This is a genomic window from Planktothrix sp. FACHB-1365 (assembly GCF_014697575.1).
Lineage (GTDB): Bacteria > Cyanobacteriota > Cyanobacteriia > Cyanobacteriales > Microcoleaceae > Planktothrix.
The window spans coordinates 32,190-58,526 of the sequence record NZ_JACJSC010000022.1; the positions used below are offsets into that span (position 1 = coordinate 32,190).

16 protein-coding genes are annotated in these 26,337 nt (G+C 38.4%); 9 read left to right on the top strand and 7 right to left on the bottom strand.

Features of this window, described 5'->3' with window-relative positions; genetic code table 11:
* Positions 1-15 precede the first annotated feature (15 nt).
* Positions 16-609 carry a transposase gene (locus H6G57_RS20190; RefSeq protein WP_190521753.1) on the bottom strand — a complete coding sequence of 198 codons (594 nt, stop codon included), beginning with the start codon at positions 607-609 and terminating at the stop codon, positions 16-18.
* Positions 610-825: 216 nt separating this feature from the next.
* Positions 826-1,734: a GUN4 domain-containing protein gene (locus H6G57_RS20195; protein ID WP_242049038.1), complete on the bottom strand. Its 909-nt coding sequence runs from the start codon at positions 1,732-1,734 to the stop codon at positions 826-828.
* Positions 1,735-1,970: 236 nt separating this feature from the next.
* Here H6G57_RS20195 and H6G57_RS20200 point away from each other — a divergent pair, with 236 nt between their 5' ends.
* Entirely contained in the window at positions 1,971-3,500 is a 1,530-nt protein-coding gene (locus tag H6G57_RS20200; protein WP_190521757.1) for an ATP-binding protein, read from the top strand.
* Positions 3,501-3,557: 57 nt separating this feature from the next.
* Positions 3,558-6,401, top strand: a complete 2,844-nt coding sequence (locus tag H6G57_RS20205) for an S-layer family protein (protein ID WP_242049039.1) — start codon at positions 3,558-3,560, stop codon at positions 6,399-6,401.
* On the opposite strand, the gene H6G57_RS20210 is transcribed toward H6G57_RS20205, so the two are convergent.
* The 5 genes from H6G57_RS20210 to lnt form a co-directional block, all read right to left on the bottom strand.
* Positions 6,349-8,088 (bottom strand): sensor histidine kinase, encoded by a 1,740-nt coding sequence (locus tag H6G57_RS20210; RefSeq protein WP_190521759.1) that lies wholly within the window; start codon positions 8,086-8,088, stop codon positions 6,349-6,351. The genes H6G57_RS20205 and H6G57_RS20210 overlap by 53 nt on opposite strands.
* On the bottom strand, positions 8,085-9,098 hold the full coding sequence (locus H6G57_RS20215; protein ID WP_190521761.1) for an ABC transporter substrate-binding protein: 1,014 nt from the start codon (positions 9,096-9,098) through the stop codon (positions 8,085-8,087). Before H6G57_RS20215 ends, H6G57_RS20210 begins: the two co-directional genes overlap by 4 nt.
* Before the next feature lie 3 nt (positions 9,099-9,101).
* The gene (locus tag H6G57_RS20220) at positions 9,102-14,249 is read right to left on the bottom strand and encodes a PAS domain S-box protein (RefSeq protein ID WP_190521763.1); all 5,148 of its coding nucleotides are present in this window, start codon (positions 14,247-14,249) and stop codon (positions 9,102-9,104) included.
* Positions 14,250-14,267: 18 nt separating this feature from the next.
* Positions 14,268-15,389, bottom strand: a complete 1,122-nt coding sequence (locus H6G57_RS20225) for a hybrid sensor histidine kinase/response regulator (protein WP_190521765.1) — start codon at positions 15,387-15,389, stop codon at positions 14,268-14,270.
* A 129-nt stretch (positions 15,390-15,518) separates the two neighbouring features.
* Complete coding sequence (gene lnt / locus H6G57_RS20230) at positions 15,519-17,159, bottom strand: apolipoprotein N-acyltransferase (protein WP_242049040.1); 1,641 nt, start codon at positions 17,157-17,159, stop codon at positions 15,519-15,521.
* Positions 17,160-17,379: 220 nt separating this feature from the next.
* Between lnt and H6G57_RS20235 the strand changes: the two genes are divergently transcribed.
* The 7 genes from H6G57_RS20235 to H6G57_RS20265 all read left to right on the top strand — a co-directional run bounded on the left by H6G57_RS20235 (position 17,380) and on the right by H6G57_RS20265 (position 26,278).
* Positions 17,380-18,768, top strand: a complete 1,389-nt coding sequence (locus tag H6G57_RS20235; protein WP_190521767.1) for an MFS transporter — start codon at positions 17,380-17,382, stop codon at positions 18,766-18,768.
* Positions 18,765-20,096 carry an esterase family protein gene (locus H6G57_RS20240; RefSeq protein WP_190521769.1) on the top strand — a complete coding sequence of 444 codons (1,332 nt, stop codon included), beginning with the start codon at positions 18,765-18,767 and terminating at the stop codon, positions 20,094-20,096. The genes H6G57_RS20235 and H6G57_RS20240 overlap by 4 nt, the downstream gene beginning before the upstream one ends.
* 41 nt (positions 20,097-20,137) lie before the next feature.
* Positions 20,138-21,256, top strand: coding sequence for a hypothetical protein (locus H6G57_RS20245; RefSeq protein WP_190521771.1), 1,119 nt, complete (start codon positions 20,138-20,140; stop codon positions 21,254-21,256).
* A complete protein-coding gene (locus H6G57_RS20250; RefSeq protein ID WP_190521772.1) occupies positions 21,253-21,588 on the top strand; it encodes an acyl carrier protein in 336 nt (111 codons plus the stop codon). Before H6G57_RS20245 ends, H6G57_RS20250 begins: the two co-directional genes overlap by 4 nt.
* Complete coding sequence (locus H6G57_RS20255) at positions 21,588-22,925, top strand: fatty acid--CoA ligase family protein (RefSeq protein ID WP_190521774.1); 1,338 nt, start codon at positions 21,588-21,590, stop codon at positions 22,923-22,925. Before H6G57_RS20250 ends, H6G57_RS20255 begins: the two co-directional genes overlap by 1 nt.
* 39 nt (positions 22,926-22,964) lie before the next feature.
* The gene (locus H6G57_RS20260) at positions 22,965-24,092 is read left to right on the top strand and encodes an acyltransferase family protein (RefSeq protein WP_190521776.1); all 1,128 of its coding nucleotides are present in this window, start codon (positions 22,965-22,967) and stop codon (positions 24,090-24,092) included.
* 164 nt (positions 24,093-24,256) lie between these two features.
* Positions 24,257-26,278 (top strand): alpha-amylase family glycosyl hydrolase, encoded by a 2,022-nt coding sequence (locus H6G57_RS20265; RefSeq protein WP_190521778.1) that lies wholly within the window; start codon positions 24,257-24,259, stop codon positions 26,276-26,278.
* The last annotated feature ends 59 nt before the right edge of the window (positions 26,279-26,337 follow it).

A 26,337-nucleotide genomic window follows, 5' to 3' on the forward strand; every position in this document is an offset into this window, starting at 1 on the left:
TTCTTTCTTCCCCCCTCAATCATCCCAATCTTTCCCATAATCCTTAACCGGATATTGAACCCAAGCATCCCGTAACCATTGGCGACCATAATCTTCCAGATACCAATGAATACTACTTTCTTTCCAATCATAAGGAGATTGAACATAATCATGTTTAACAGGATTAAAATGGAGATAATTTAAAATTTGATAATAATGTTGATCATTGCGAACCATCCGGTCTGAAAAACGATACCAAATCTTCCGTTTTTTAACTTGATCTTCTAAGTTCCAGTAGCGAGAAGTTCTCCCATGAATCGTATTAAATAAACGGCTGAGTTCTGCAAATTTATCAACATAGACCAATAAATGATAATGATTGGGAAGAATAACCCAAGCCCGAATATCAAAACCCGTATTAATAAACTGTTCAAAAATTAAATTTAATAATTCTTGACGACGATATGGCGTTGAAATATAAGGTTGATGTTCATAACAAGCAACGGTTAATAAATAAAAAGCTTCAATCTGAATGGGATGGGGAGGTGAGTGAGGCGGAAATCCTTTCGCTAACCGTTGTTTAACCAGTTCTTTTCGTTGTTCAGGTGTAAGTTTGCGATATTCGTACATCAAAAAGTAGTAAGCCCTTCAGGGCTTCCTCCTATATTTTAAGGTTTTAGGGAATTCAGCCCTGAAGGACATCAAAAAGTAGTAAGCCCTTTAGGGCTTCCTCCTATATTTTAAGGTTTTAGGGAATTCAGCCCTGAAGGGCTTACTACTATTATTTTAAGCCCTGAAGGGCTTACTACTATTATTTTAAGCCCTGAAGGGCTTACTACTATTATTTTAAGCCCTGAAGGGCTTACTACAAATAGATAGGCGGGAAAAAAATGAGGATAAATTTTCATCGGGGGTTGTAGCCCCAACACCGTAACACGCTCGTTTTCGCCAAGCAATAATCGGTAAATGTCCTAGGGGTGCATTCAAGGTAAAATTTAATTCCTCATAATAACTCCAACTGTCTCCCACTCGCCAACCGACTTGCTCACAAAATTTTGTATAATCTCCGTCTAAATCATAGAAAATTTGCCATTGACAAGTTAAACTAAATAATCCATGACTATAATAATCCCAAAGCCAGTTTAAAGTGTTTAAATCCGTACAAGGAAACTGTTCAATATCTTCAACTCTTAACCATTTTTCGGCTTCCCGTTCTCCCATATATAAAATTAATTGCCAAGTATATTCATCTGCTGTTTTCCAATCTCCCTTTGCTAATAATTCAATCAGAGAACTATAATCTATTCCAACTTCTGATAAGGGAAAAATAGAAGTGATATTAGAATCAAAATCCGTAACAGAGGGGAAGGTTTGATTGAGAGATAATTCAGAATTTAACGGTTTTAAATAGTGTAAAATCCAATCTAACAAATTTTGTAAATGTTGTCGTTCTAGCGTCGCTTGTTGCAGTTGAAGTTCCAAACTTTCTAAGCGAGGTAAAATATCAGCAAAAGTTAATCTTTTTTTTGACGATGAACGAGGTTTTTGTTGATAAAGGTTAAGAGTTTGTAAGCGTTTCCATGTTTTTTTTGCCCAATCTAAACGCTTTTGTTCCTGTTCTAAATCTCGATTAAATTGTAAATCCCATCCACAGACTAAACAAGCTTCGGGAATTGGTTTTTCATAGGGGGAGTTACAGACGGGACATTGAAAGCTCATGAAATCAATCCGGTAAAGTTGGTGGTATGTTAACATTTCATACAATCTGCACTCCACCGTCGCGACTTTACGCCCTCTGTTTCCTGTCTTTTCATCACAATATTGTATGATTGAACTATGCGGGGTAATCTTTAGGGAATGTCAGGGCAAGCCAGTTAAAAGAAACGATAAATTATACCTCTTTTGAAGCGGTTCGTTGTCCACTCCCATCTTTAAGTTATGTATCAAAGGCAATCCATTGTGCAGTTTGCCTATCCATTGGGGGACAATAAATGATTAACAAGTCTGACTTAACCACTGTTTTAATTATTGATAATCACTCCATAGACCTCCAGGCTGTATTAAATTTATTGAGCCGAGAAGAGGTTAATTTATTGTTGCTAAATCCACTGGAAGTAGATCTAAATCAAGTAGAATTTTCTCTCCCTGACTTAATTTTAATTGCAGTTGATAAGCTGGATGAAAAACAATTGTGCTTTTGTGAACAGTTAAATATATCCCCTGTAACTCAACATATTCCTATCATTTGGATTACAGAAAATCCCGATAAAGAATCTTTTAAAAAAGGATTGAGTTTAGGAATTATTGATTATTTCTCTCCAGGTTTAGAAAAAGATGAGTTATTCCTAAAACTAAAAAGCTATTGTAAGATGGCTCACGAGCGAAAAGCTATTTTAAACACCTCTAAATTATTACAAGAAAAATTAGACAATCAAACGCAGGAGAATCGGGAGTTAAAAGAAATTAATAATAAATTAGAGGTAAAAGTTGAATGGTATTGTCAAGAATTGGCTCAAGCGCAGGATAAATTAAAACAAGAAATTACAGAATCCCAAAAAAACAAAACAGCTTTAGAAGAATCTTTAAGCCAAATTAAAGTTATTCAAAATCAATTAGTAAATAGCGAAAAAATGTCAGCATTAGGGCAAATGTTAGCCGGAATTGCCCATGAAATTAATAATCCGGTTAATTTTATTTATGGAAATTTAGCGTATGTTCAAGAATATATTGATGATATTTTAAAGATTTTTGAACTGTATCAACACTATTATCCGCAACCTAATCCTACCATTCAAGCAGAAGCGGAAGCCGTGGAATTAGATTTTATTTTGGAAGATTTACCCAAAATGTTAGAATCGATGCAAGTGGGAGCAGAACGTATTCGAGAAATTGTTTTAAGTTTACGCAGTTTTGCCCGTCAGGATGGAGCAAAAATGAAAGCGATTAATCTTCATGAAGGAATTGATAACACTTTAATGATTTTACAAAATCGTTTAAAATCTAAACCGGATCATCCTGCCATTTGCGTGATTAAAGAATATAGTCCTGCTTTGCCTTTAGTCGAATGTTACGGGGGAGAAATGAATCAAGTTTTTATGAATATTCTAGCCAATGCCATTGATGCCATTGAAGAAAATAGTCAACACAAAAGTTTAGAAGAACTTAAAGTTAATCCGAATAAAATTTTGATTAAAACCGATATTATTAATGATCATAATATTTCGATTATCATTCGAGATAATGCCGGGGGAATGGCAGAGGATATGATTCATCATTTATTTGAACCTTTCTTTACTACAAAACCCGTTGGTAAAGGCACAGGAATTGGTTTATCGATTAGTCAACATATTGTAGTAGAAAAACATAACGGAAGTTTACGCTGTATTTCCACCCCAGGAGAAGGAACAGAATTTATTATAGAAATTCCCATCACTCAGGAACTGCCAACTCCCAAGAATATAGCCGGGAATACAGAGGAAAAAAGTTCACGATTTCGGTTTGAGCATCAGTCTTTGTCTTAAGGATTCTAACAACCGCTAAGAAATAAAAATTTTAAAACTAAATTAAAAGGATTAAACATGAATAATCATCTTAAAAATTATAAATTTTTGCCCAAAATGCGATTAATTTTATTGACATTTTCTTTGATTTATGCTGGAAATATTCAAAAAGCGATCGCCCAAATCATACCCGATCAAACCTTACCCCAAAATACCCTTGTCACCCCCGATGGTAATATCATGAAGATTGAAGGGGGAACCCAAAACGGCATCAATTTATTTCATAGTTTCCAAGAGTTTTCTATACCCGAAGGCAGTGCAGCCTTTTTCAATAATTCCCTTGATATTCAAAATATTATTAGTCGCGTCACCGGACATAATATTTCTAACATCCAAGGTTTAATTCAAACCAATGGAACCGCCAATTTATTCTTAATTAATCCCAATGGAATTTTATTCGGCCCTAACGCCCAACTCAATATTGGGGGTTCCTTTACAGCCAGTACCGCCAATAGTATTATTTTTGATAATGGCAGTGAATTTAGCGCCATAAATCCCGTAGCACCGCCTTTATTAACCGTTAATGTTCCCATTGGGTTACAGATGGGAAATCAACCGGGTTCTATCACCAATCAATCCCAAGGCTTAGGCATTGGAATAGATGGAAAAGCAGCCAATACAGGATTACAAGTACAACCCGGTCAGACTATTCGTTTAATTGGTGGAGATGTCATTTTAAATCAAGGAAATCTGACTGCTTTTGGGGGTAAAATAGAATTAGCCGCCTTAAAAAATGGCACTTGGTCTTTACAACCTGCAAATTATGTCTTTACCTCCCCTGATTTTCAATTAGGTTCAATTCGACTCTTCCGCCAAAGTCAAATTGATAGCAGTGGAGCCGGAGGAGGGTTAATTGTCCTGCAAGGGCGAGACGTTGCTTTAACCGATGGTTCCCGCATTCTTTCTAATACCTATGATTCTCTCAATGGAGGCGGCATTAACATTCAAGCCGAACAATTCCGCTTAGATAATCGTGCCTTTATCTCCTCATCAACCCTCGCTACAGGCAATGCAGGTGATATTAATATTACTGCTAAAAATTCCATTGATTTAGTCGGAACTCGCCCTCAATTTTTTTTACAACAATTAGTATCAGAAAAGTTCAATCCCCAAAGCCTTGCTGATGGTATTTTTAGCCTGAGTTTGGGCACAGGTACGGCTGGAACAGTTACCCTCGATACTGCCCAATTGCAAATCATGAATGGGGCCGGAATTTTAACACCCACTTTGGGCAGTGGGTCAGGCGGAAATATTACCTTGTTAGCCTCTCGGTTCGCTGATATTACCCAAGGTTCACTGGTGATTACCGGAACTGTGAGTACGGGAAACGCCGGAGAGATTAATATTTTTACTCCCCAATTACGCCTATTACAAGATTCCCATATTGTTACCAGTCCAGGGCTCTCTGGGGCTGGTAAAGGAGGAGATCTTAACCTCAATGCCGATACCGTAGAAGTTCGGGGTGTGAGTGCTGGTGTCGTCGTCCCGACGGGATTATTTACCGCTACCTTGGGAACCGGAAGCGCTGGAGATCTCACCGTTAACGCTCGTCAACTTACCGTTGCAGAGGGGGCGCAAGTCTCTGCGTCGGCGGCGGGTGCTGGGAAAGGGGGCAATTTAACCGTAAATGCGGAGTCCGTACAACTGCGGGGAGTGTCGGAGGATGGACGGTTTTTGAGTGGGTTATTAACTTCTTCTTCCCTGTTAACCGTCGAGGGACAAAAAGGCACAGCCGCCGCCGGGGATTTAACCGTTAATACCCAACGGTTAGTGGTACAGGATGGCGCCCAAATTTCCGCAGCCACCGGAGGAGAAGGGTCGGCCGGAAATTTAACCTTAAATGCTACGGAATCTATTGATGTCGTTGGGTTTGCCACTAATATTGATCAATCCGTTGAATCGGTTTCCTTTGGAACCATTGGCGATGGCATTGTACCGAGTTCCATTGAATCAAATACCAGTGGGGCGGGAAGTGCGGGGGATTTGCGGATTAATACCGGACGGTTAACGGTGCGAAATGGAGCGGAAATTGGGGTGCGAGGAACCAATGCAGGGGCGGCGGGTAACTTAGAAATTCAAGCGGGTAAGATTCTATTGGATAATGAAGGAACCATTAGTGCTGCAACAGTTGCGGGTACGGGGGGAAATATTCGCGCCACAGCGCAAAGCGTTGAATTGCGGCGAGATAGTCAAATTACCACTAATGCTGGAAACGCTGACGGGGGAAATATTACCCTGGGGACTTCCGATTTAGTCGCGTTAGAAAATAGTGATATTACGGCGAATGCGGAAGCGGGAAAAGGCGGACAGGTGATTATTAATGCTCAAGGGGTTTTCGGGACACAATTTCGAGAATTCCAAACCCCCCAAAGTGATATTACCGCCACCAGTGAGTTAGGGGCCGAGTTTAGCGGGGCGGTGGAAATTAGTAGTCCAGAAGTTGACCCTAGTGCGGGGTTAGTGGAGTTACCGACCAATTTAGTAGACCCCACCACCTTAATTGCAACCCGATGTTCGGGAAATGAGGGGAATCAATTTGTGATTACCGGACGGGGGGGTTTACCTCCGAGTCCCAATGATGCGTTAACCTCTGAACCGACTGTCATGAATTGGATTAATCTCGTAGAGACGCGCCTGGGCGAAGCTATGCCGAAGGCTATTGGCGCGTCTCTACAGGGCTCTGGCACATCTCTACGGGGAACTGTAAAAACCACCCCTAACCCCCCAATTCAAGAAGCCCAAGGATGGATTGTCAGGGCGGATGGGGTGATAGAATTAGTCACCAATCCCCCCCAAGGACGGACATTGCCTACAGGTGTGTTACCGCCTCAGTGTTCGACATTATCGACAACGGTAAGGTGATCACAAAGGTACTCCCCTCTCCAATTTGAGACGTGCACAACAGTTGACCTTGATGTTTTTCTACCACAATTTGATAACTAATCGCTAATCCCATCCCGGTTCCTTGACCGACGGGTTTTGTCGTAAAAAAGGGTTCAAAAATTCGATTTTTCACGGTTTCAGACATTCCCAAACCATTATCGGAAATCTGAATTTGTACCCAGGTTTTGTGTTCGGAGTCAATCAGGGTTTCAGTCTGAATTAAAATTTGAGGAGGCGTTGAGGTTCGGACTTTGCAAAACTCGTTTTCTTGAACCGAGCTTAACGCATCAATGGCATTGATTAAAATATTCATAAACACTTGATTGAGTTGACCCGCATAACAGTTAATTAAGGGAATATTGCCATAATTTTTAATGACTTTAATTTCCGGGCGAGAAGATTGTGCCTTGAGACGATGTTTTAAAATCATCAAGGTATTATCAATATTTTCATGCAAATCAACCGTTTTGACATCGGCTTCATCTAACCGAGAAAATGAACGTAACGATTGAACAATATCCGCAATTCGTTGACTACCAACCCGCATCGAATCAAAGATTTTCTGGAGGTCAGATTTCAGAAATTCTAAATCTAAATCATCGATTTCAGCTTGAATTTCTGGGATAGGTTGAGGATAATAAGTTTGATACAGGGAAATTAAATTGAGTAAACTATTGGTATATTCTTTAGCATAAGTAATATTTCCAAAAATAAAACTAACGGGATTATTAATTTCATGGGCAATTCCCGCAACGAGTTGTCCTAAACTAGACATTTTTTCACTTTGTAATAATTGAGTTTGGGTTTGTTTTAATTGCGTTAAAGCCGTTTCTAATGCGGTAGCTTTTTCTTGTAATTCGAGTTGAGACTGTTGTAAATCATAGGTATCTTGTTCGATTTTTTCTGCCATTTGATCAAAAGCATAAGAAATTTTTGCTAATTCATCAGATCCGGGTAAACGACTGCGATCGCTTAAATTTCCATGAGCTAAATTTTGACTGACTAAGACTAACCGCGAGACTCGTTTCGTTAAACTCAATTCAAAAAATAACCAAACTAACAAACAAACGCCTAAGACTACAGCATTCATTTTTAGAGATCGATTTAAAGCATCTTGATAAGCGACTTTTTTGAGTTGAGTTAGGTCATAAATCGATAAAAAAGTTCCAAATCTTGATCGCAATTCATTCGGCTTAGGAGGCAGTATAACGGGAGTAATCAATTTTAACGATTGTCGATTATCCGACCAAATCTTTTGTTGTATTTGGGTTTGTTGAACCTGTTTAATCTGGGGGTAAAGATAAGCTAAATCAGTATCTTTTATAGCTTGTTTTTGTAAATCGTAGTGAGTGGAAAAGATAATAACATTATTTTCATCCAGAAATGCAGATAATTCTAAATTCGGTTGTTCTCCTGTTTCCCCAATAATGATTTTTGCCCCATCTAAACTGCTAGTATAACTGGTGAATCGGCGTAAAATAAATTCTAATAACTGCACGGTTTTTTCACTATAAAAATCCGCCTGGTGATAAATTTCAGTTTCCTGATATTCATAGGTTTTTTTTACCTCTGTCATGAACCCATATAAACCCAGTCCACTACCCAAAAAGAGTAATAAACTAGGAATAGCGACTCGCAGAGGGATAGTAAAAGCCAAACGTTTCATGGATTAGATTTATAAAATTGAGTCACAAAACGCTGATCCAACAAAGACGAAAATTGGATATCTGAGTTGAGCAGTTTTTTTTCCTGCATTAATTTAGACAAGTTTTGGGACGCCTTCACCAAACTTGGATCAGTTTGGGAGAGGAGTGTTTGATTTTCAACCGGAGTAAAGAATTTTAGGAGTTTCAAAGAAGATAAAAATTCTTTCGGTGTAATTCCCACCCGTTCTGCCATGATTTGAGCAGCACTCTCTGGTTGTTGTTTCAGATAATCTAAAGCCATAAACCAACCTCGAATTAACTGTTCTAAATCTTTTGAGTGTGTTTCTATAATATCCTGACGCACCACCAACACATCAACGATTTCACCCGGAATCTTACTACTATCAAATAAAACTTTAGCTCCCGTTGCTATTAACTTAGATCGAACCGGTTCAAAGGTAACAACGGCATCAATTTCACCCTGTTTAAAGGCAGCTTCATGTTCCGAATACCCTAAAGAAACAATTTTAATATCTTGCACTGAAAGCCCCACTTGATCAAGTGCCCGACTTAACAGATAAGCTCCTAATGCTGTATTTTCCACCCCGACTTTTTTTCCTTTAATATCCGATAAGGTATTTAACTGCGGTTTTCCCAGGATAACATCTGCACCATTGGATAAATCAACCAGCAGAATCACCCGAATTTGAGGAAAGGTTTCGGCTAATAGTAATGTTTCATCAAGACTAATTGCTCCTGCTTGTAAATTCCCACTGCGAATGGCGCGATTAATTTCTGTTGTGGAAGGATAATCTACAATTTTAATCGAACTATTTTGATAGTAACCTAACTCCTTGGCTAAATATAAAGGAGCGAACCCCGGCCACTCATTACTCCCGACAAATAGAGGGGTTGTAGGTGGTTGAAAACAACTGGCTAAGATTCCCAAACCCAGACAAAGCACAATCCCGATTAAAAAGAAATAGATTTGCTTTCGAGTTTTTCCCAGGTGAATATTGTGATAATTCATGAATTAATTCCTGTAATAATCATGGATAAGACTCTGAATTAACTGAACTAACTGTCGCAGTTGCACAGGTTTAGGAAGATATTCATTCGCCCCTGCGGCTAAACATTGTTCTCGATCGCCCTGCATAGCTAAAGCTGTTAATGCAATAATGGGAAGGGTTGTGAGTTGAGGATCAAGCCGAATTTGGCGCATCGCTTCTAAACCGTCCATTTCTGGCATAGAAATATCCATCAAAATCACTTGCGGTTGCAGACTCCGAGCTTTTTGAATGGCTTCAATTCCATTAAAGGCTATTTCCACATCAAATCCTTTGGCTTGTAAATAATTGAGTAAGGTATGAATATTATCAGAATTATCTTCAGCCAGTAGAATTAAAGGTCGTTTTAATCCATGAGAAGATATCCCAGAAAAAGGTAAGCGATCTAACGGTTCGCTGGCTGTTAATCGGGGTGTTTCTCTCCACGATACACGAGTCCAAGGTAGTGTCACCGTAAAACAACTTCCCTGTCCTAATTGGCTGTCAATCTTCACCGTACCCCCGTGCATTTCGACGAGTTTTTTAACTAAAACTAATCCTAAACCTGTTCCTTCATAACGTCGAGATAAACGACTATCAATTTGAACAAAAGCTTCAAACAATTGATCTTGATCATCCTGACCAATGCCAATACCATTATCAATCACAGAAAAACTCACCGTTTGTTCATTGAGATCTCCTCGAACTTCCAGTCTCACCCGTCCACCTTCGGGGGTAAATTTTACGGCATTATTGAGTAAATTAATTAACACCTGACGGATTCGTCGTTCATCAACATTGAGGGCTTCTGTTACATCTTCAATTTGATAACTGAGGCGAATATTTTTTTGATGGGCTTGTTGTTTAACAAAGCTTAAACTGTGTTGGCAAAGTTCATTAACGGACACTGGAGAACAGTCTAAGCCTAATTTTCCCGCTTCAATTTTAGAGAGATCGAGAATATCATTAATCAGTTCTAGTAAGTGTTTACCATTGCGGTAAATCATCTCTAAAGCTTGATTTTGTTTATCATTTAATACCCCAAAGGTTCCTTCTTGCAAAACTTCTGACATTCCTAAAATTGAGTTGAGTGGAGTTCGGAGTTCATGACTCATATTAGCTAGAAATTCATCTTTAAGACGGGATGCACGAGCAAGTTGAGCGTTGGCGATCGCTAATTGTTCATTGGTTTGACGCAGTTGAATTTCAGCATTTTTCCGTTGCCGGAGAGCCGCTTGGCGTTCACTAATATCTTGACAAACACAAATATAATCCCCGTCTTCTGTCAACGTTAAGGACACTTCTTGATTAAAAGTTGTGCCATCTTTTCTTAAAGCAATAGTTTCTCCCCGCCAAAATTTTTGTTGGGTTAAAATTGGTAAGATCTGATTTTCAAACCATTCTACGACATCGGGGGTGTAAAGCAGTCGCCAACTTTTCCCTAATAATTCATCAGGATGACGATAACCAAAAAGCTCTAAGTGAGCATTATTAACATAAATATATTTTTCATTTTTGAGAATGGAAATTCCATCAATAGAAGCTTCTACTGCCGCTAATTGACGTTTTAAATTGTTTTCGGCTTGTTTATGTAAACGTTCAGTTCGATCGGCTTCAATAATATTACTACAAGTTGCTAAGAAAGGCTGTAAATAATCAATCAGTTCTTGGTCATACCCTCCGGGTCGATTTGCGATCGCCACCACACCCAATAATTCCTTATGGGTATAAAAGGGTAGACCCAAAAAACTATTTAGAGTCAGATGATTTTTGTCGGGTAAACATTCTGGGTGTCTTGTGTTGCTTAGAATTGAATGATTAATAATAACGGGCTTTCCCGCTAAAATGACGGTACAAAAAAATGCTTTTATATTAAAATATTCAGCTTGTTTTGTCCCCTCCTCAACACAGTTGAACTCTGGGCTGCACATATTAGGAGTCATGGGATGGATTTCTAAATGGGGATTTCCTTGTTTTTTCAGATAATATTCTTCGAGATAACTTTCTCCATTAGAGCCAGAGAATACTTCTGCCATAAACCCATACTGACTTTGGGTTAATGTTAAGATCGAAGAGAGCAAATTTTCCAACAGAAGATAGGAGTCTCCATTGGTAATAAATTGAGCTTGAGCATGGCTAATGGCTTCTAAAATTTGATTACTTTTATATAAATCTAATTCAGTTTGTTTCCGATCAGTTATATTTTGAGCCACCCCTAAAATCTGTTGAACCTTTCCATTTTGATCTCGTTTAAAAATAGTTGCATGGCTAGAAAACCACAGCCATTCCCCATTCTGATGTTGAATTCGATATTCAATATAACTCACCTCTCGATCATTGAGTTTAGCTGTTTTTTGAAGATGTTTGTACACCGCTTTTTGATCATCAGGATGAAAAATCCTTAAGAAAGGATCACCCATTTCTGAGAGGTCTAGGGGGGTATATCCTAAAATGGGAGTTAAGGAGCGACTATTATAAATACTGCGTTTTTCTTCTAAATCATAAATATATAAAATATTCGGACTACTATCGGCAATACTTTCAATAAATTGTTCTCGTTCTCGAATAGTTTTTACTAATTGAGCTTGTTCTAATGCCACACCCACTTGATCGGCAATTTCGCGCATCAATTCAAGTTCAAATTCTGTCCATTGTCGCGGGTAAGTACACTGATGAGCAATCATAAATCCCCACAAATAATGATTTTTTAAAATCGGAACAATCAGTTTTGCTTTAACACACCATTCCCGCAAAAAATTAACTAAACAGGGTGTTACCTCTTGATAGGTTTGATGAATATCAGCAATTGCTTTTACCGTTCCATGATCATACAGTTGTTGATATTCGGGGGGAAAAACTTCTTCAGGAAAATCAACACTCAAAACAGAACGCCATCCGGGTAATACACTTTCTGCGATCGCCCGTCCTGTGCCATTAGAAAACACCCGATAAATTAAGAGGCGATCACACCCTAAAATCTTTTGAACTTCGGTGACAGTGGTTTGTAAAATTTGTTCAATATCTAAAGATTGACGAATTTTTAAAGCGATTTCTGCAAATAAACGAGATTTGCGTTCTTGACGTTCTAATTTAGCGGTTCGATCTCGAATTCGGGTTTCTAATTCTTGATTTAAAATTCTTAATTCTTGTTCGACTTTATGGCGTTCTTCTAGTTCCGTTTGTACCGCTTGATATAATTGAGATTGTTGAATTCCTAGAGAGAGTTGAACGGCAATTTCATCTAATAATTCTAATTCAGTTGGATACCAATTTCGAGGAGAAAAACATTGATGAGCAATTAATAACCCCCAAAGCACAGTTCCGTTTTCTCTATTTTTGTTGGGAATTAAAATGGGAACAACGAGATTTGCTTTAACATCAAATCGCTCTAAAATTTGTTTATGACATTCTGTTATTTCAGCCGTTTCAATATTGTTAATTAAGCTTTTTTTACCTTGAAAGTAAGGTGAAATTTTTCCGGTTTTAAAACAAGTATCTTCTAAATAAATTCCTAAGCTAGGAGTTAAACCTTCAGCAATAGATTCCGCTACAATAGTGCCATTCCATTTCGCATCAAATTGATACACTAAAACCCGATCACAATTGAGAATGGCGCGAATATCAACGACGGCATTATTCAGAATATTAGTTAACTTCAACGATTGACGAATATGGAGTGCCGTTTGGTAAAATAGCCGTTCCCGTTGTACCTGCTGCTGTAATTTCTGTTCTGCTTCTTTGCGTTCACTAATATCAAAACTAATCCCGATTAAGCCGATGGGATTTCCGGCTTGATCTCGAATTAATGTATCAAAAACATGAATAGGTAATAAGCTACCATCTTTGCGGTAAATGGTAAATTCTCCTTCCCAGTATCCTTGATGTTGAACTTCTTTAACAATTTCTTCGGCTAAATTTTTATAATCTACCGGAATAAAAAAATTAATAATATTATTTCCCAGAGCTTCTTCCCTTTTCCACTGATATAACAGTTCAGCATATTGATTCCAATAGATGATTTTACCCTGGAAATCTGTGGCAATAATCGCATTTCTGACTTGATCTAACAAAGAAGCTTGAAAAGCAATTTTAGCTTCTATTAAACTCCGGTTTTTAATCTCACTTTGCAATTTTTGATTGGCAATTCTTAAGGCTTCTGTGCGTTTGTGAATTTTCTCTTCTAGTTTGGTATTTTGACTTTGGAGTAACTTAAGTTTATCCGCTTCTAATTGATTAACTTTCTGCTTTAAAACATCCACCATCTGTAATAAATCAAGGGGGTTAATCGCTTTTAAAATACTGCTGGGCGTAATAATTCCAATCAGTTCACCACGATCGCCTACAATTGGGATTCGATTAATATAGCGTTGCTGCATCAACACATGAGCCCCTAATAAACTATCATGGGGATGGAGGCAAAAAACGGGGCAACTCATGACAACTTGAGCTTCTAAATTCCAATTTAAACCCAAGGCTTGAAACCTGAGAATATCTCCTTCTGTCAATAAACCAACAGGAATATTTAAGGATTCTTCATTACAGATTTTTTCCTCAACTAAAACAATACAACTCACCTGAGCAGCGCTCATTAATTCAGCCAATTCTAATAAAGAAATTGTCGTCGGTGCTTGTACAACATTTTTAGTCATTACCTCTTCAATAATTCTGAGTTTTAATAAATCCGTTGGTTCTAGGGAATGTCTTAGATCTCGATGGGTGAGTAAACCGACCAATTTTCCCTCAGAATCTACTAAAGGTAAATGACGGATTTGATGGTGTTGTAATAAGTTTAAAGTTGCATTCAGATGGGTCAATTTACTTTGTTCGAGAGTAATCACAGGTTGACTCATCACTTCACCAACACTGAAATTTTCAATCTTGATTTTTTGAGCAATCAAGCGAACAATATCTCGATGGGTTAATATTCCCACAGGTCGGTTATTTTCAATCACAATTAAACAGGTGTTCGCGGAATTCAACCCCAAGGAATCAAACGTTAAGGAACAAGTGGTTTGAGATTGGTTGAGGAGGGCGATCGCATCTATTAATCTAGTCTGTGGTTTCACCGTCAGAGGATTGGGAATAATGGCTTTTTGTAGGGGTAAAATAAAAAGGCTATCAGAATCGCTAGACATAGAATTAAGAATTAAGAATTAAGAATTAAGAAGGGAGTGATATTCGGTGTTTAATTCCAAGGTAAAAATTGAGCCTTTGGGTTGATTATCCGTCAAGGAAAGGCAGCCTTGATGAGCATCAATCACCATTTTACAAAAGGCTAATCCTAATCCGGTTTGATTAACGCCTTCAAAACGTTGACCAATCTCATATTTTTGAAAAATACTTTGCTTGAGTTCATCTTTCACCCCCCTTCCCGAATCTCGAATATAAACTTTAACGATATTAGCATCGGGAGGATATTCAACTTCCATTGAAACCCAACTGTTGGTTGGGGAGAATTTAATTGCATTATTGAGTAAATTTTCAAGTACCCGTTTAATTAAATCTGGATCAGCCATGACTAACCGTTTTGCTTCGGGAATAGTAGCGGTTAAGTTGATTTTCTTTTTAATCGTTTGAGCTTCAAATTCATTAACAACCTCTTGAACCATAGCCGAGAGATTTACCAGTTGAGGATTCAGCAGTGCTTTACCAGATTCTAGCTTTGCCATTAACAATAAAGAATTAATCAGGTTGTTTAAATGTTTTCCTGAAATGGCAATTTGCTCGACTTTTTGAGATTGTTTTTCTGTTAAATCCGTGAGGGTCAACAGTTCACAAGCTAATGTAATCGCCACTACTGGATTCCTCAGATCATGAATAACAGCATAGGCCATATCTTCGCGTAATTGCAATAAGTGTTCTAATTTTTGACGGGATTTTTCTAACTCATCGTGCTGTTTTTTGAGTCGCAGCATGGAACGAACTCTGGCTCTAACTTCCAGCGCACTCACTGGTTTTCCAATAAAGTCCTCTGCCCCAGCTTCTAAACATTGTGCTAAAGTTTCTTTAGAATTGAGTGCCGTAATCATAATAATGGGAATCGAATTCCATTCAGGAATTTGTTTGATTTGGCGACAGATATCCATCCCATCACAATCAGGCATCATCACATCTAATAAAATTAAATCGGGTTTCCCCCATTCTAAAAATTTAAACACCTCAAATCCACTGGAGGCATAATGTAATTGATATCCCTCTCGAAATAGAATTCCTTCGAGAACGTCAAAGACATCCGGTTCATCATCCACAATCAGAATAGAGTCCGACTTGATCATGGCTATTTGTTGATTTTCAATAAAAATTCATACGCAATTTGAAGTTTAATCAGGGGAAGATAACTTCTCACCGCTTATTTTTAAGAGATATCTGTATGACCTTGAATTATTCAGACAGTGTGATAAAATTTAGGGGAAAAGATCGATTTTTGTAAAAAATACAGTTATCCCTATTATTAATAATACAGGCATAAGCCAATTTCCCCAACGCACATAGAGAGTTTGAGTCTGATCACGATAAATTATATCAGCATACAGTTCATAAGTATTGTGATGGGAAAGCCAGAGAGTTCTACCATGAGGATCAACAACGGCTGAATATCCTGTATTAGTGGCTCGAATTGTCCAGCGATCATTTTCAATGGCGCGCATCACATCAAGGGCATGATGTTGAGCTAACATGGTTGAGGAATAGTGGGCATCATTGGATGCTGTGATGATGAATTCTCCTCCTTGAGCCGTTTGCTTGCGAAAATGCTCCGCAAATGCAGAATCATAACAAATTCCTACCGTTGCTTGACCGAAAGGGGTTTGAAATGTTTGACCGGGTTTCCCGTGAATTAAAGTGGCTTCTAAGGGAGATAATCGTCGAATAAATTGTCCTAAAATTTCACTAAATGGGATAAACTCTCCTAACGGAACTAAATTGATTTTATCATATTCGCTGATAATTTTCCCGTCCTGATTAATCGAAAATAAACTATTGGTATATCCTTCTTCTTTTAAAGCAAAACTGCCAACTAAAGCCGGAACCTTTTCCTGTAAAATAGCTTGATAAAAAGAACTATTGTGTCGCTGAATGGGGTCAGTCCAAAAAAAAGGTAGGGCTGTTTCGGGAGTTAATACAAGGTCTACGCCTTGATTAGCTAAGGTAATATATCCAGTGGTATAACCCTGTAAAGCTTGCAAAAAGCCTACCGGATTTAATTTAATTTCATTGGGAATATTGCCTTGAATAATTCCTACTTTTAAAGCTTGTTCTGGGTTATTATTCAAAGGACGATTATATAAGATTAACCCCACAATATGAGAACTGATAAAAAATATTAACGCTAAAATTAATAATTTAACGGTTTTTTGATGCTGTTCAAATATTAATCCTTCGGCAATTAATCCATTAACAATTAACAAAATAGCTGTAACTGTTGTAGGGCCAGAAATTTGACCTAAATGTAAAATGATTAAATTTCCGAAACTTTGGGTATAGGATAAAGAAGACCACCATAAGGCCCCAGAACTCCACAAAGATTCTAATCCACACCATAATGCTGTTCCAATTAAAACCCGTGTTAAAGCCAGGGAAATTGCAGAACATTTTTTGAGTAGAGATGCGCCTGGGCGAAGCGATGCCGAAGGCTTTTGGCGCGTCTCTACATCGGATAAAATTAAAAATAATCCTGTCCAAACCATCACTAAAGCTGTTCCCCAAAGGGTAATAAAAGTCCAACAAAATAAAGCAATGGCTAAACTCGCTAACCAGGGAATTCCTAACCAAGTCATGGGGTGAATTCCGGTAATCCAAAATAAAGCAATTCCGTAATAACCAATTCCCCAAACTAACGCGAATATTAACGGGAGTTTTAAACGCTGTAGAGACAATATAGGATAGGTTTCCAGGTTATTTTTAGCCACAATCAAAACATTAACCCAAAGGGGAACTAATGCCACCCAAGCGAACCCCCAAAGTCCCCAAGGTTCTGTGGCTAACCCCATTAAAACCCCACCTATTCCAGTTAATAATAAACCTTTAATCATTTCACGTTGATTCATAAAAATCTTAAGGGGTTCACGCCTTAACAATAACAGGACTTACGCAACTGACACAGCACTCATAGAGTAACTCAGGCAGAGTAAACAGGGAAGAGTTAACTCCACAGAGGATTATAGTCTTTTTGTTCGCTGGGTAATCTGTAGGAGATGAAGAAATGTTAACAGAAGGCGAAAGAAAAGTAATAAAATGTTCATTATTTACCTGCAATCTACTGTAATTATGACAAACTATGTAGGTCAACTGATTGAATTTATCCGTGTACAGACGCGCCATGGCGCGTCTCTACGTCAGTTTACTATCTTTTGGTTGGGACAATCTCTATCAGAAATTGGAAATCGTTTAACAGGATTTGGTTTAGGGATTTGGGTTTATCAAAACACTCACGAAGTTGCAGGATTAAGTTTAGTCATATTTTTCACAACTTTACCCGGTGTATTAATGACTCCCTTTGTGGGTGCATTGGTAGACAGGTGGAATCGCAAATGGACAATTATTTTTAGTGATTTAGCCGCAGCAACTGTGACACTAACCCTTGCTTTTCTTCTATTCACTGATCATCTACAAGTTTGGCATACTTATATTACAGCATTTTTTACATCAGTTTGCGGTTGTTTTCAAATGATTGCTAAGGGTGCCGCTTTACCAATGATGGTGACAAAAGAGCAAATGGGAAGAGCTAATGGACTGATTCATTTTAGCACTGCCGTCGGACAATTAACTGCACCAATTTTAGCAGGTATACTCATTGCTAGTATACAACTTGAAGGCTTGCTAATGGTTGATTTTTCTACCTATCTAGTTGGTTTATTGACTCTCTTAATGATTGAAATTCCCCAACCCGAACCTAGAATTACATCATCTCAGGACATCCAAATCAATACTATTCTTAATGATATTGCCTACGGTTGGGAAATTATTTCTACTAACGCTGTTTTGCCAATTTTACTGGCATTCATGACCATTCATTTTTTTGTAGATGGCATGACAACGGTTTTGATTAATCCCCTAATTTTATCCTTTTCTTCAGCTAAAGTCTTTGGTAGCGTCATGTCAATTGCTGGTTGTGGAATGGTAATTGGTAGCATATTGATGACTATTTGGGGAGGAGGAAAAAAATATATTTCTACTTTGTTTACTTTTGCGGCATTAAATGGTATAGGTTTAATGATTGCGGGACTTAAACCCTCCATTCCTATCATTGCCTTGGGTCTGTTTCTGTCCTTTTTAACCTTACCCATTATTCTCGGTACGAATATGACAATTTGGCAAACTAGCGTCAATTCCAATGTACAAGGACGGGTGATTTCACTGTACAGCACATTTATAGGTTTGGCTTTGGCTTTGGGTAATCTTAGTGCCAGTCCACTAACCGATAAATTGTTAGAACCGATGTTATCAGATGATGGGTTATTAGCTAACAGTATCGGAACTTTAATTGAAACTGGCCAAGGGCGAGGAATTGGATTTTTGCTGGTATTAGCAGGACTGCTCATTTTTACTATAGCAATCATGTTGTACACTTATTTTACTTGGAAAAATCTCAATGAAGAAACAAATGAGACTGAGAAATTAATAGTTCCGGGTAGAGAAATTGTAGAAGATTTATGAACCGAGATTGTCAGCAAAACAGCCAACAAAAAATTAGAGGGCGGCTAGAAAAAATTGAGTTACACTCAACAGTTTTTGGTTTTATCCGCAAGTTATATCTCTATCTGCCTCCTAGTTATAAAAATAACTCTCAACAACGTTATCCTGTGCTTTATATGCACTATGGACAGCACCTGTTTGAACCCAAAAAACCGGATAGTGAATCTTGGCGGGTACATGAAACTATTGAGCAACTACTGGATGCTAATTTAATTGATGAAATTATTGTGGTTGGTATTGGTGCTGCCCCTGCTACTGTAGCATCTGATTATTGGCATTATGCAGCCTTGTATCAAGAGCAACCACTGACAGGTCATCTCTACGAACGCTTTATTGTGCAAGAGGTAAAGCCGTTTATAGATGAAAATTTTAGGACATTGAGCGATCGCTCTGACACGGCCATGATTGGAGCTTGTGCTAGTGCAACTGTCAGTTATAATATCGCCGAACGTCACCCCCATATCTTTGGCAAAGTCGGGATGCTCTCACCTGCTGTCCGTAGTTTTGATACGAATACTTGGTTGTACTCCTGGCCGATGCACAAACCCCAGTTTCAACTCTGGATAGATGTTGGTGATGCGGAAGGAATTTCTACCCATCCAGTTAGAGAATGGGTTGATACAGTGATAGAACAAGGTTGCGTCCCTAATACTGACCTATTTTACTACCTAGAACCCGATGCTGCTCACAATGAAACCTACTGGGGTAAGCGTCTGAAGAATCCATTGTTGCTATTTTTTGGTAACAAAGGTCAACCAATTTCAGTAAAACTACAAGGTGAAGACATTTTAGGGGTAGGCAGCAAACCACTAATAGTTAATCCCATTGTGGAGTATGACACTGGCTTCCAATGTACCGATTTTACGGGTAATTATCAGATTGAGCAACCCCAGATGATTGCTGTGGAGCCGGGAAACCGCCTGATTGGACTTTCCCCTGGTGTAACGAAAGTATCTTTCTCTGATCAAGGGTTAGAAACATCGCGTCGTTACAAAGTTGTCTCCAGTCTCCCTGATCAAGTGCAAGTTCGCCTCCGCGCCCATGTTCTGGGGTCAACCCCAGAAGTTGAACAGATATATTTTGGCAGATTGTCCTTACAGCGCGTGAGTGCAACTATCTATGAAGGCAAATATACCTTGCCACGGGATTTTACCTTAGCAGATGTTTTTAGCTGTGGGATGGGTAACTTTGAGCGACAAAAGGACGGTTCACCGATGCCACTGCGGTTATTACAACCCCGGGAAGATACAGAACTAGAATATAAAATTGAACGCTGGTCTAAGTTTTAGCTGGCAATTATAAGATTTCACTCCTAGAAGAAAAAAATGATATGGATCAAATCACCCTTGCATCAGAACTCAGGCTGGAAGTTCCTCCTTATTACCAGTGTCACTACCCGTTAGTCGATTTGCATCTGCGCCAGATTACGGGTCAAAGTATACTCAGTTTATTAGCTAATTCCGAGTTTTGGGGTGTTCCTGTCTTTAGTGTGGAAACCGATGATTTAGTGCCGAATCCCGTCATCATTAGTAGGGAAAAGCTGTTTAAAGAGGAAATGGACTTATTTGAGTTAAATCTCACCCGTGCATCTTCTTTTGAGGAAGGACTAGCTCAAATTAGCACCCGTATCCAACACAATGAACCTGTAATCATCACAGGAACGACCTACGAACTGCCCTATAGTCCAGATTTCCACAATCCCAATTATCTCAAACCACCCGCCACTTCTGCTTTAGGTGGTGCTTTTCAGATTGCTGATCACTATATATCTGTGATGGGATTAGGATCTGAGGAAGTTTTAGTTTATGACCCCATACCCAACAAATTTGTTGGTACTATTTCCCTGGAAGCATTCGCAAAATTTTGGCGGGGTAATGTCCAGTTTGAGGTTTTTACTCAAGCTAGAGGCTTTTCTATGCTGGTCAGTTACGGTATTATCAACGTGACATTCGCTGCAAATTATCAAAATGAAAAGCTAGATCAACTAGCAATTAATATTCTCAATCGTGTGAATAGTGGCTTTTTGGCAGGACGAACAAGAAGTAGACCGGGTAGGATTTATTTGTCAGGGGTGGCTTTAAGTAATTATATCTATGAAACTTTTAGTTCTTATTACTCCCAGACAGGAGAAATACCCCAATCTCTGGGAAAATGCCTGTTTGATATGCGTTGGAGTCGCTATTATCTGCGGGATTTGCTGCAAAATCTAAAGCAAGAATTTAATTTCCCTCTTACAGAAATTTGTCATGAGATGCTGGAGGTGATTGAATTATGGGAAGAGGTTTATAAAACATTTCTGACACTTATACGGAAAAAGTCTGCGGTTGATCAAACCAAAGTCCAGAAGTTTATAGATTTCCTGGCGCAGGTGATTCAGAAAGAGCAAGACTTTCACCGTCAGATTCAAACTTGGTTAAGCCAAACAAAAGCGGGGTTAAATAGTGTATGAAAGAACGATCCGAGCTTCATAACAAGGTTCGGGATATTGTCCTAGCTTGTATTGAAGAAGTAATTGCCCAAGGTTGGGGTCGCATTCAGATTGAACAAGGTGAGGCGGCTAATATTCTAGCGGGGGGCGGGTTTATTGATTCATTAGGACTGACTTCATTATTGGTAGCGATCGAACAGGATATTGAGGCAGAATTGGGATTCACAATTAATTTAACGAGCACAATTACTGAAATTACACCCAGTAGCACCCATCCACTGGCTACTGTAGGCACACTCACTAATTACATTGTTAATCATATTGATAATATTACTGTTTCTGGGGTTGTTTAATGGCTATTGAATTTCTGCTAGACAGATTTGAGCAAACTAAAGATGCGGAAGCATTGATTTGGCGCGATCGCTCACTGCTTTATAGTGAACTGAATAAACTGGTGAAATTTTGGCAGGAACGTATACACAAAGAGTTAATTCCTCAAGGTGCAGTTGTCACTTTGGAAGCAGATTTTTCACCTAATGCGGTGGCTTTGTTATTAGCTTTACTCCAGCATAATTGTATAGTAGCTGTTTTAACAGCCGAGATGAAAACCAGTCGGGCTGAGTTGCGTCAGATTGCAGAAGTAGAATGGATCATCAAGATAGATCCAGAAGATGATGTGAGCCTGGAAAAAACAGGAACTCAAGCGACCCATGAGTTTTTGTGTCAACTGCGCGATCGCCAACATCCAGGACTGATCATTTTCACCTCTGGTTCTACAGGTAAGAGTAAAGCCGCTATTCATGATTTTGCTCTTATGCAAGAGAAGTTTCAAACCCTCAGACCTGCTCAGAGGACATTGTTATTTTTACTATTTGATCATATTGGCGGTATTAATACTCTGTTGCATATTCTAGCAAATGGGGGATGTGCGGTTATACCCTTAGATCACTCTTGCGAAACAGTAGCATCTGCGATCGCCCAATATCGAGTACAGGTATTACCCACTTCACCGACCTTTCTCACGCTCCTACTTCTGAGTGGTGTTCACCAGCGATATGACCTGAGTTCCTTAGAAATTATTACCTATGGTACAGAAGTCATGCCAGAAAGCGTTCTTAGCAGCTTAAACCAACTTTTTCCTCAAATCCGCTTTCATCAAACCTACGGACTTACAGAACTGGGGATCATGCGTTCAAAATCCCGATCATCTGATTCTTTATGGTTTAAGGTGGGTGGGGAAGGATATGAAACCCGCATTGTTAACGGAATGCTGGAAATTAAAGCCAAAAGCGCTATGCTGGGCTACTTGAACGCTCCCGCACCTTTTACTCCAGATGGTTGGTATATGACAGGGGATGTGGTGGAAATTGACGGGGAGTGGATCAAGATTCTCGGACGTAAATCGGAAATAATTAACGTCGGAGGTCAAAAGGTTTATCCGGCTGAAGTAGAGAGTATTTTACAAGCTATGGAAGGGGTAGCGGAGGTTTCAGTTAAAGGTGAAGCAAATCCCATTACTGGTAATATAGTGACCGCAAAGGTGCGCCTGACAACCGATGAATCTTTGCGTAACTTTCGCATCAGATTACGCGCTTTTTGTCAAGACAAATTAGAGTCTTATAAAATTCCTGTGCGGGTAACACTGGTACAGGAAAGATTGCATAGCGATCGCTTCAAAAAAAGCCATTAGTTTCTTCCTAAAAAACTACAAATTAACAAATTAATAACTGTGGTAATTGAAATGAAAGAATACAAGTATTGGCCAACAGGAGACATCATTAGAGTTGTTGCCACTTTTGCAGTTTTGTTTATCCATGTTACTCAATATTCAATCAGAAATTCAACCTCACTAGATATAGCTTGGTGGTCGTTAAATATAGGACAAAGCCTATCTATTTGGGCAGTTCCCGCATTTATTATGTTGAGTGGTGCTTTGTTACTCTCTCCCCAATCTTTTGATGAAACGCCTATCGTTTTTTATAAAAAACGCCTCTTAAAAATCGGAATACCTCTGTTATTTTGGGGTATTCTATATTTCTTCCTGGAAAAAAGATGGAATCCTGATATATCTTTTGAACATCTGATAAATGATGCCTGGATTGGTGCCATATCTTGGCATTTATATTTTTTATTTGCCATTCTGGGTTTATATATCATAACTCCTTGGCTGAGATTAATCATCAATCAAATGGAGACTAAGCAGGCAGAGTTAATTTGGATAATTATGATTTTTGGGGTTACCACTTGTGTTGATAGTTATATTCACATCTTTGGACTTTGGAAATGGCATATAACTTTTCGCTGGGTATCCTATTTAGGATATTATCTCATGGGTCGATATATAGTTTACCTAGCAATTGATGATGTGGCACTTTTCAAAATTTTCACGGTTTTGGGGTTGTTTTCTAACATTATTGGTAGATATTTGGAAATGGTATTTAAAGACGGAAATATTGCTTATTACTACAACAATATGTATTCAAGTACAACAGTAATATTATTATCAATTGGAATTTTAGGATTAATTATTTTCTTTACAAAAGAAATTAATGAAAATTCAAAAATAGTTAAATATTGTCGTTTATTAGCACCCAGCACTTTTGGCATATATTTAGTCCATGTATTGATTATTCAAGAGTTACACTATAGCTTTCATATTCAATATCCCCAGAATATATTTATGGCTTTACTCTATAGTTTGATTTTGCTGGGATTGAGTTTATTGTTAGTGTATTTAATGGGTTTTATTCCCTGGATTCGTTCTGTTGTCAGTTGTAATACACAAAAAATATTAGAGGATAATCAAATCAACATATTTAGTCTCAAAAAATATTTATTTTATAAAGAAATTGCCTAGAAAATTAATATATTTAAAGGAGTGTATTTTGGTTGTTTATATAAAAAACAGTATTTCTCTAAATTAACAAAAATAAAAATTAAAAAATACACAGGCTACTCTGCTGTAATATATCCTTTATCATCCTTCACCGACCTACCACCTTTAACTCATAGGAATGCTATATGCGCTATTTTGAGGAATACTGCGAAGTCCATTTAGACCCCAGCATTGCGCCCTATAATTGGGTATTTAGAAGTCACGAAAAAATCTGTATTAGATTTGGTGTTCACCGATCTAAACATCCCGATTATGGTCAAATAGTCTATGAGTTAAATGATGGTCAAGGATATTGTGATGTAGAGCGCATCAGAACAAAAACGGAGAGTGTGAGCGAAAATGGCTTCCAGATGTTTTCTGTTATTCTCCCACCTGTTAGTAATGGGGGAGGATATCAATATAGATTAGGCTATGTGGATACTGATGGAATTGAACATACAAGTGAGCGATCGCAATTTTTGTTAGTCTGCGATGAAGCACCACGTTCAATGACAGAAATTCCCTCTATATTTTTAGGAATTGTCAATCATTATCCTGTATACGGCCCCAAACCATCTGTACCCATGACATCTAGCCCCAAAGATTGGGGTTCTCGTTTATTTTACTCCATTATTATTGATAGATTTGCTCTGAGTAAAGACACAACTCGTACTCCTCTAAGCCCCGTTAAATATGATCCATCTTGCCCCCATTCCAGTCATGGAGGCACAATTCAAGGTATAATTGAGCATTTAGAATACCTCAAGTCATTGGGAGTTAGAGCAATTATTCTTACTCCTGTATACGTTAATGCTCCTGATGGTTATCATGGCTATCATCCCATTCATTTATTGATGGTTGATCCGCGTCTGGGTACAATTCAAACTTTACGAGAACTGGTAAAAAAAGCGCATGAAGCTGATATTGCTGTCATTTTAGACGTAGTAAATAATCACATTGCTGATAGCATTAACTGGGAAGAATATGGCGGCCCACCAGGAGGAGAATTCAAATATGTGCAAGGTGAAGAATCCGCCGTTTTACCTTTTCCGATCGAAGCCAGGAATACATCACTCTTTCACGGGCCAGAATACACCGATATGGTGAATCAAAGATTGTTTGGATTTTTAGAAGACTGGCGCACAGAAACACCTTATGTTCGTGAATTATTAATTCAACACCTAAAATACTGGATTGCCGAAACTGATATTGATGGTTTTCGCTACGATTCTGCACGTCACGTTGGTTTAGACTTTTGGCAACCTTGTGTCGAAGAAATATCAAGATATGCTGGGATTTTCGGAAAAAAAGAATTTCTGCAAATAGCCGAACACGCAGGGAGTACCCACGAACAAGTCATTGAATATAATAATGCCAAATTTTCTGGTTTGATTGACTACCCTACCTATTATATTGTCAAACATTCTTTAGGCAATGGTAATTGGTTGTGGGGTTTGGCAGATTATTTTTGTGGTTTTCTCAAGCCATCACAGTCATATTATGCGGGTTGGCAGAATAATATTATGTTCTTGGATAACCAAGACACCAGTAGAATTTTTCATGAATTTTGGAATCGTACTCACAACCGAGAACAAGCGCGTATCCGTGTACATTTTGCCCTAGCTTGTTTGATATTAGGGCCGCAAATACCTTCTATTTATCAAGGAACAGAACAGGAATTTGATGGTGCATTAGGATGGCATGAAGAAGAAGGTCAAGAAGAATCTATTGGTCATGATTGCTATGTGCGTGAGGATATGTTTGATAATCCTGCTTGCGATTGGAAATTTGGTGTAATTAACCGCAAAATTTTTCACCCCTATAGCAGAAACCACCCGACTTTTTTACTGATTCGACAATTAGCAAAAATTCGATTTCAACACCGGCTTTTTCAAAGTGGAACTCGAACTTTGTTACATTCTAAAAATAATGGTTTATGGTGTGTACTGATTCATGGTATAGCTAACGAACACCCTTTATTTATTGCTTTTAATTTGGGGCCGAATCCATTGTTAGAGGAAGCTTTCAAGATTCCTCATTGGTATGGGGAGTTTTGCGGAGCCGATATATTAATGACTATATCGGGTGGAGTGTTTCATTTAGTAAAAGATGAGATGCGAATTAAACTTTCACCCTTCTCTTTTGTTTTAGGGCGACTCTTACATTAACCAATGCTTTCGCCAAAAGGTTGTAGGGTGGGTGACCACTGATCAATTGATGTTGAGAT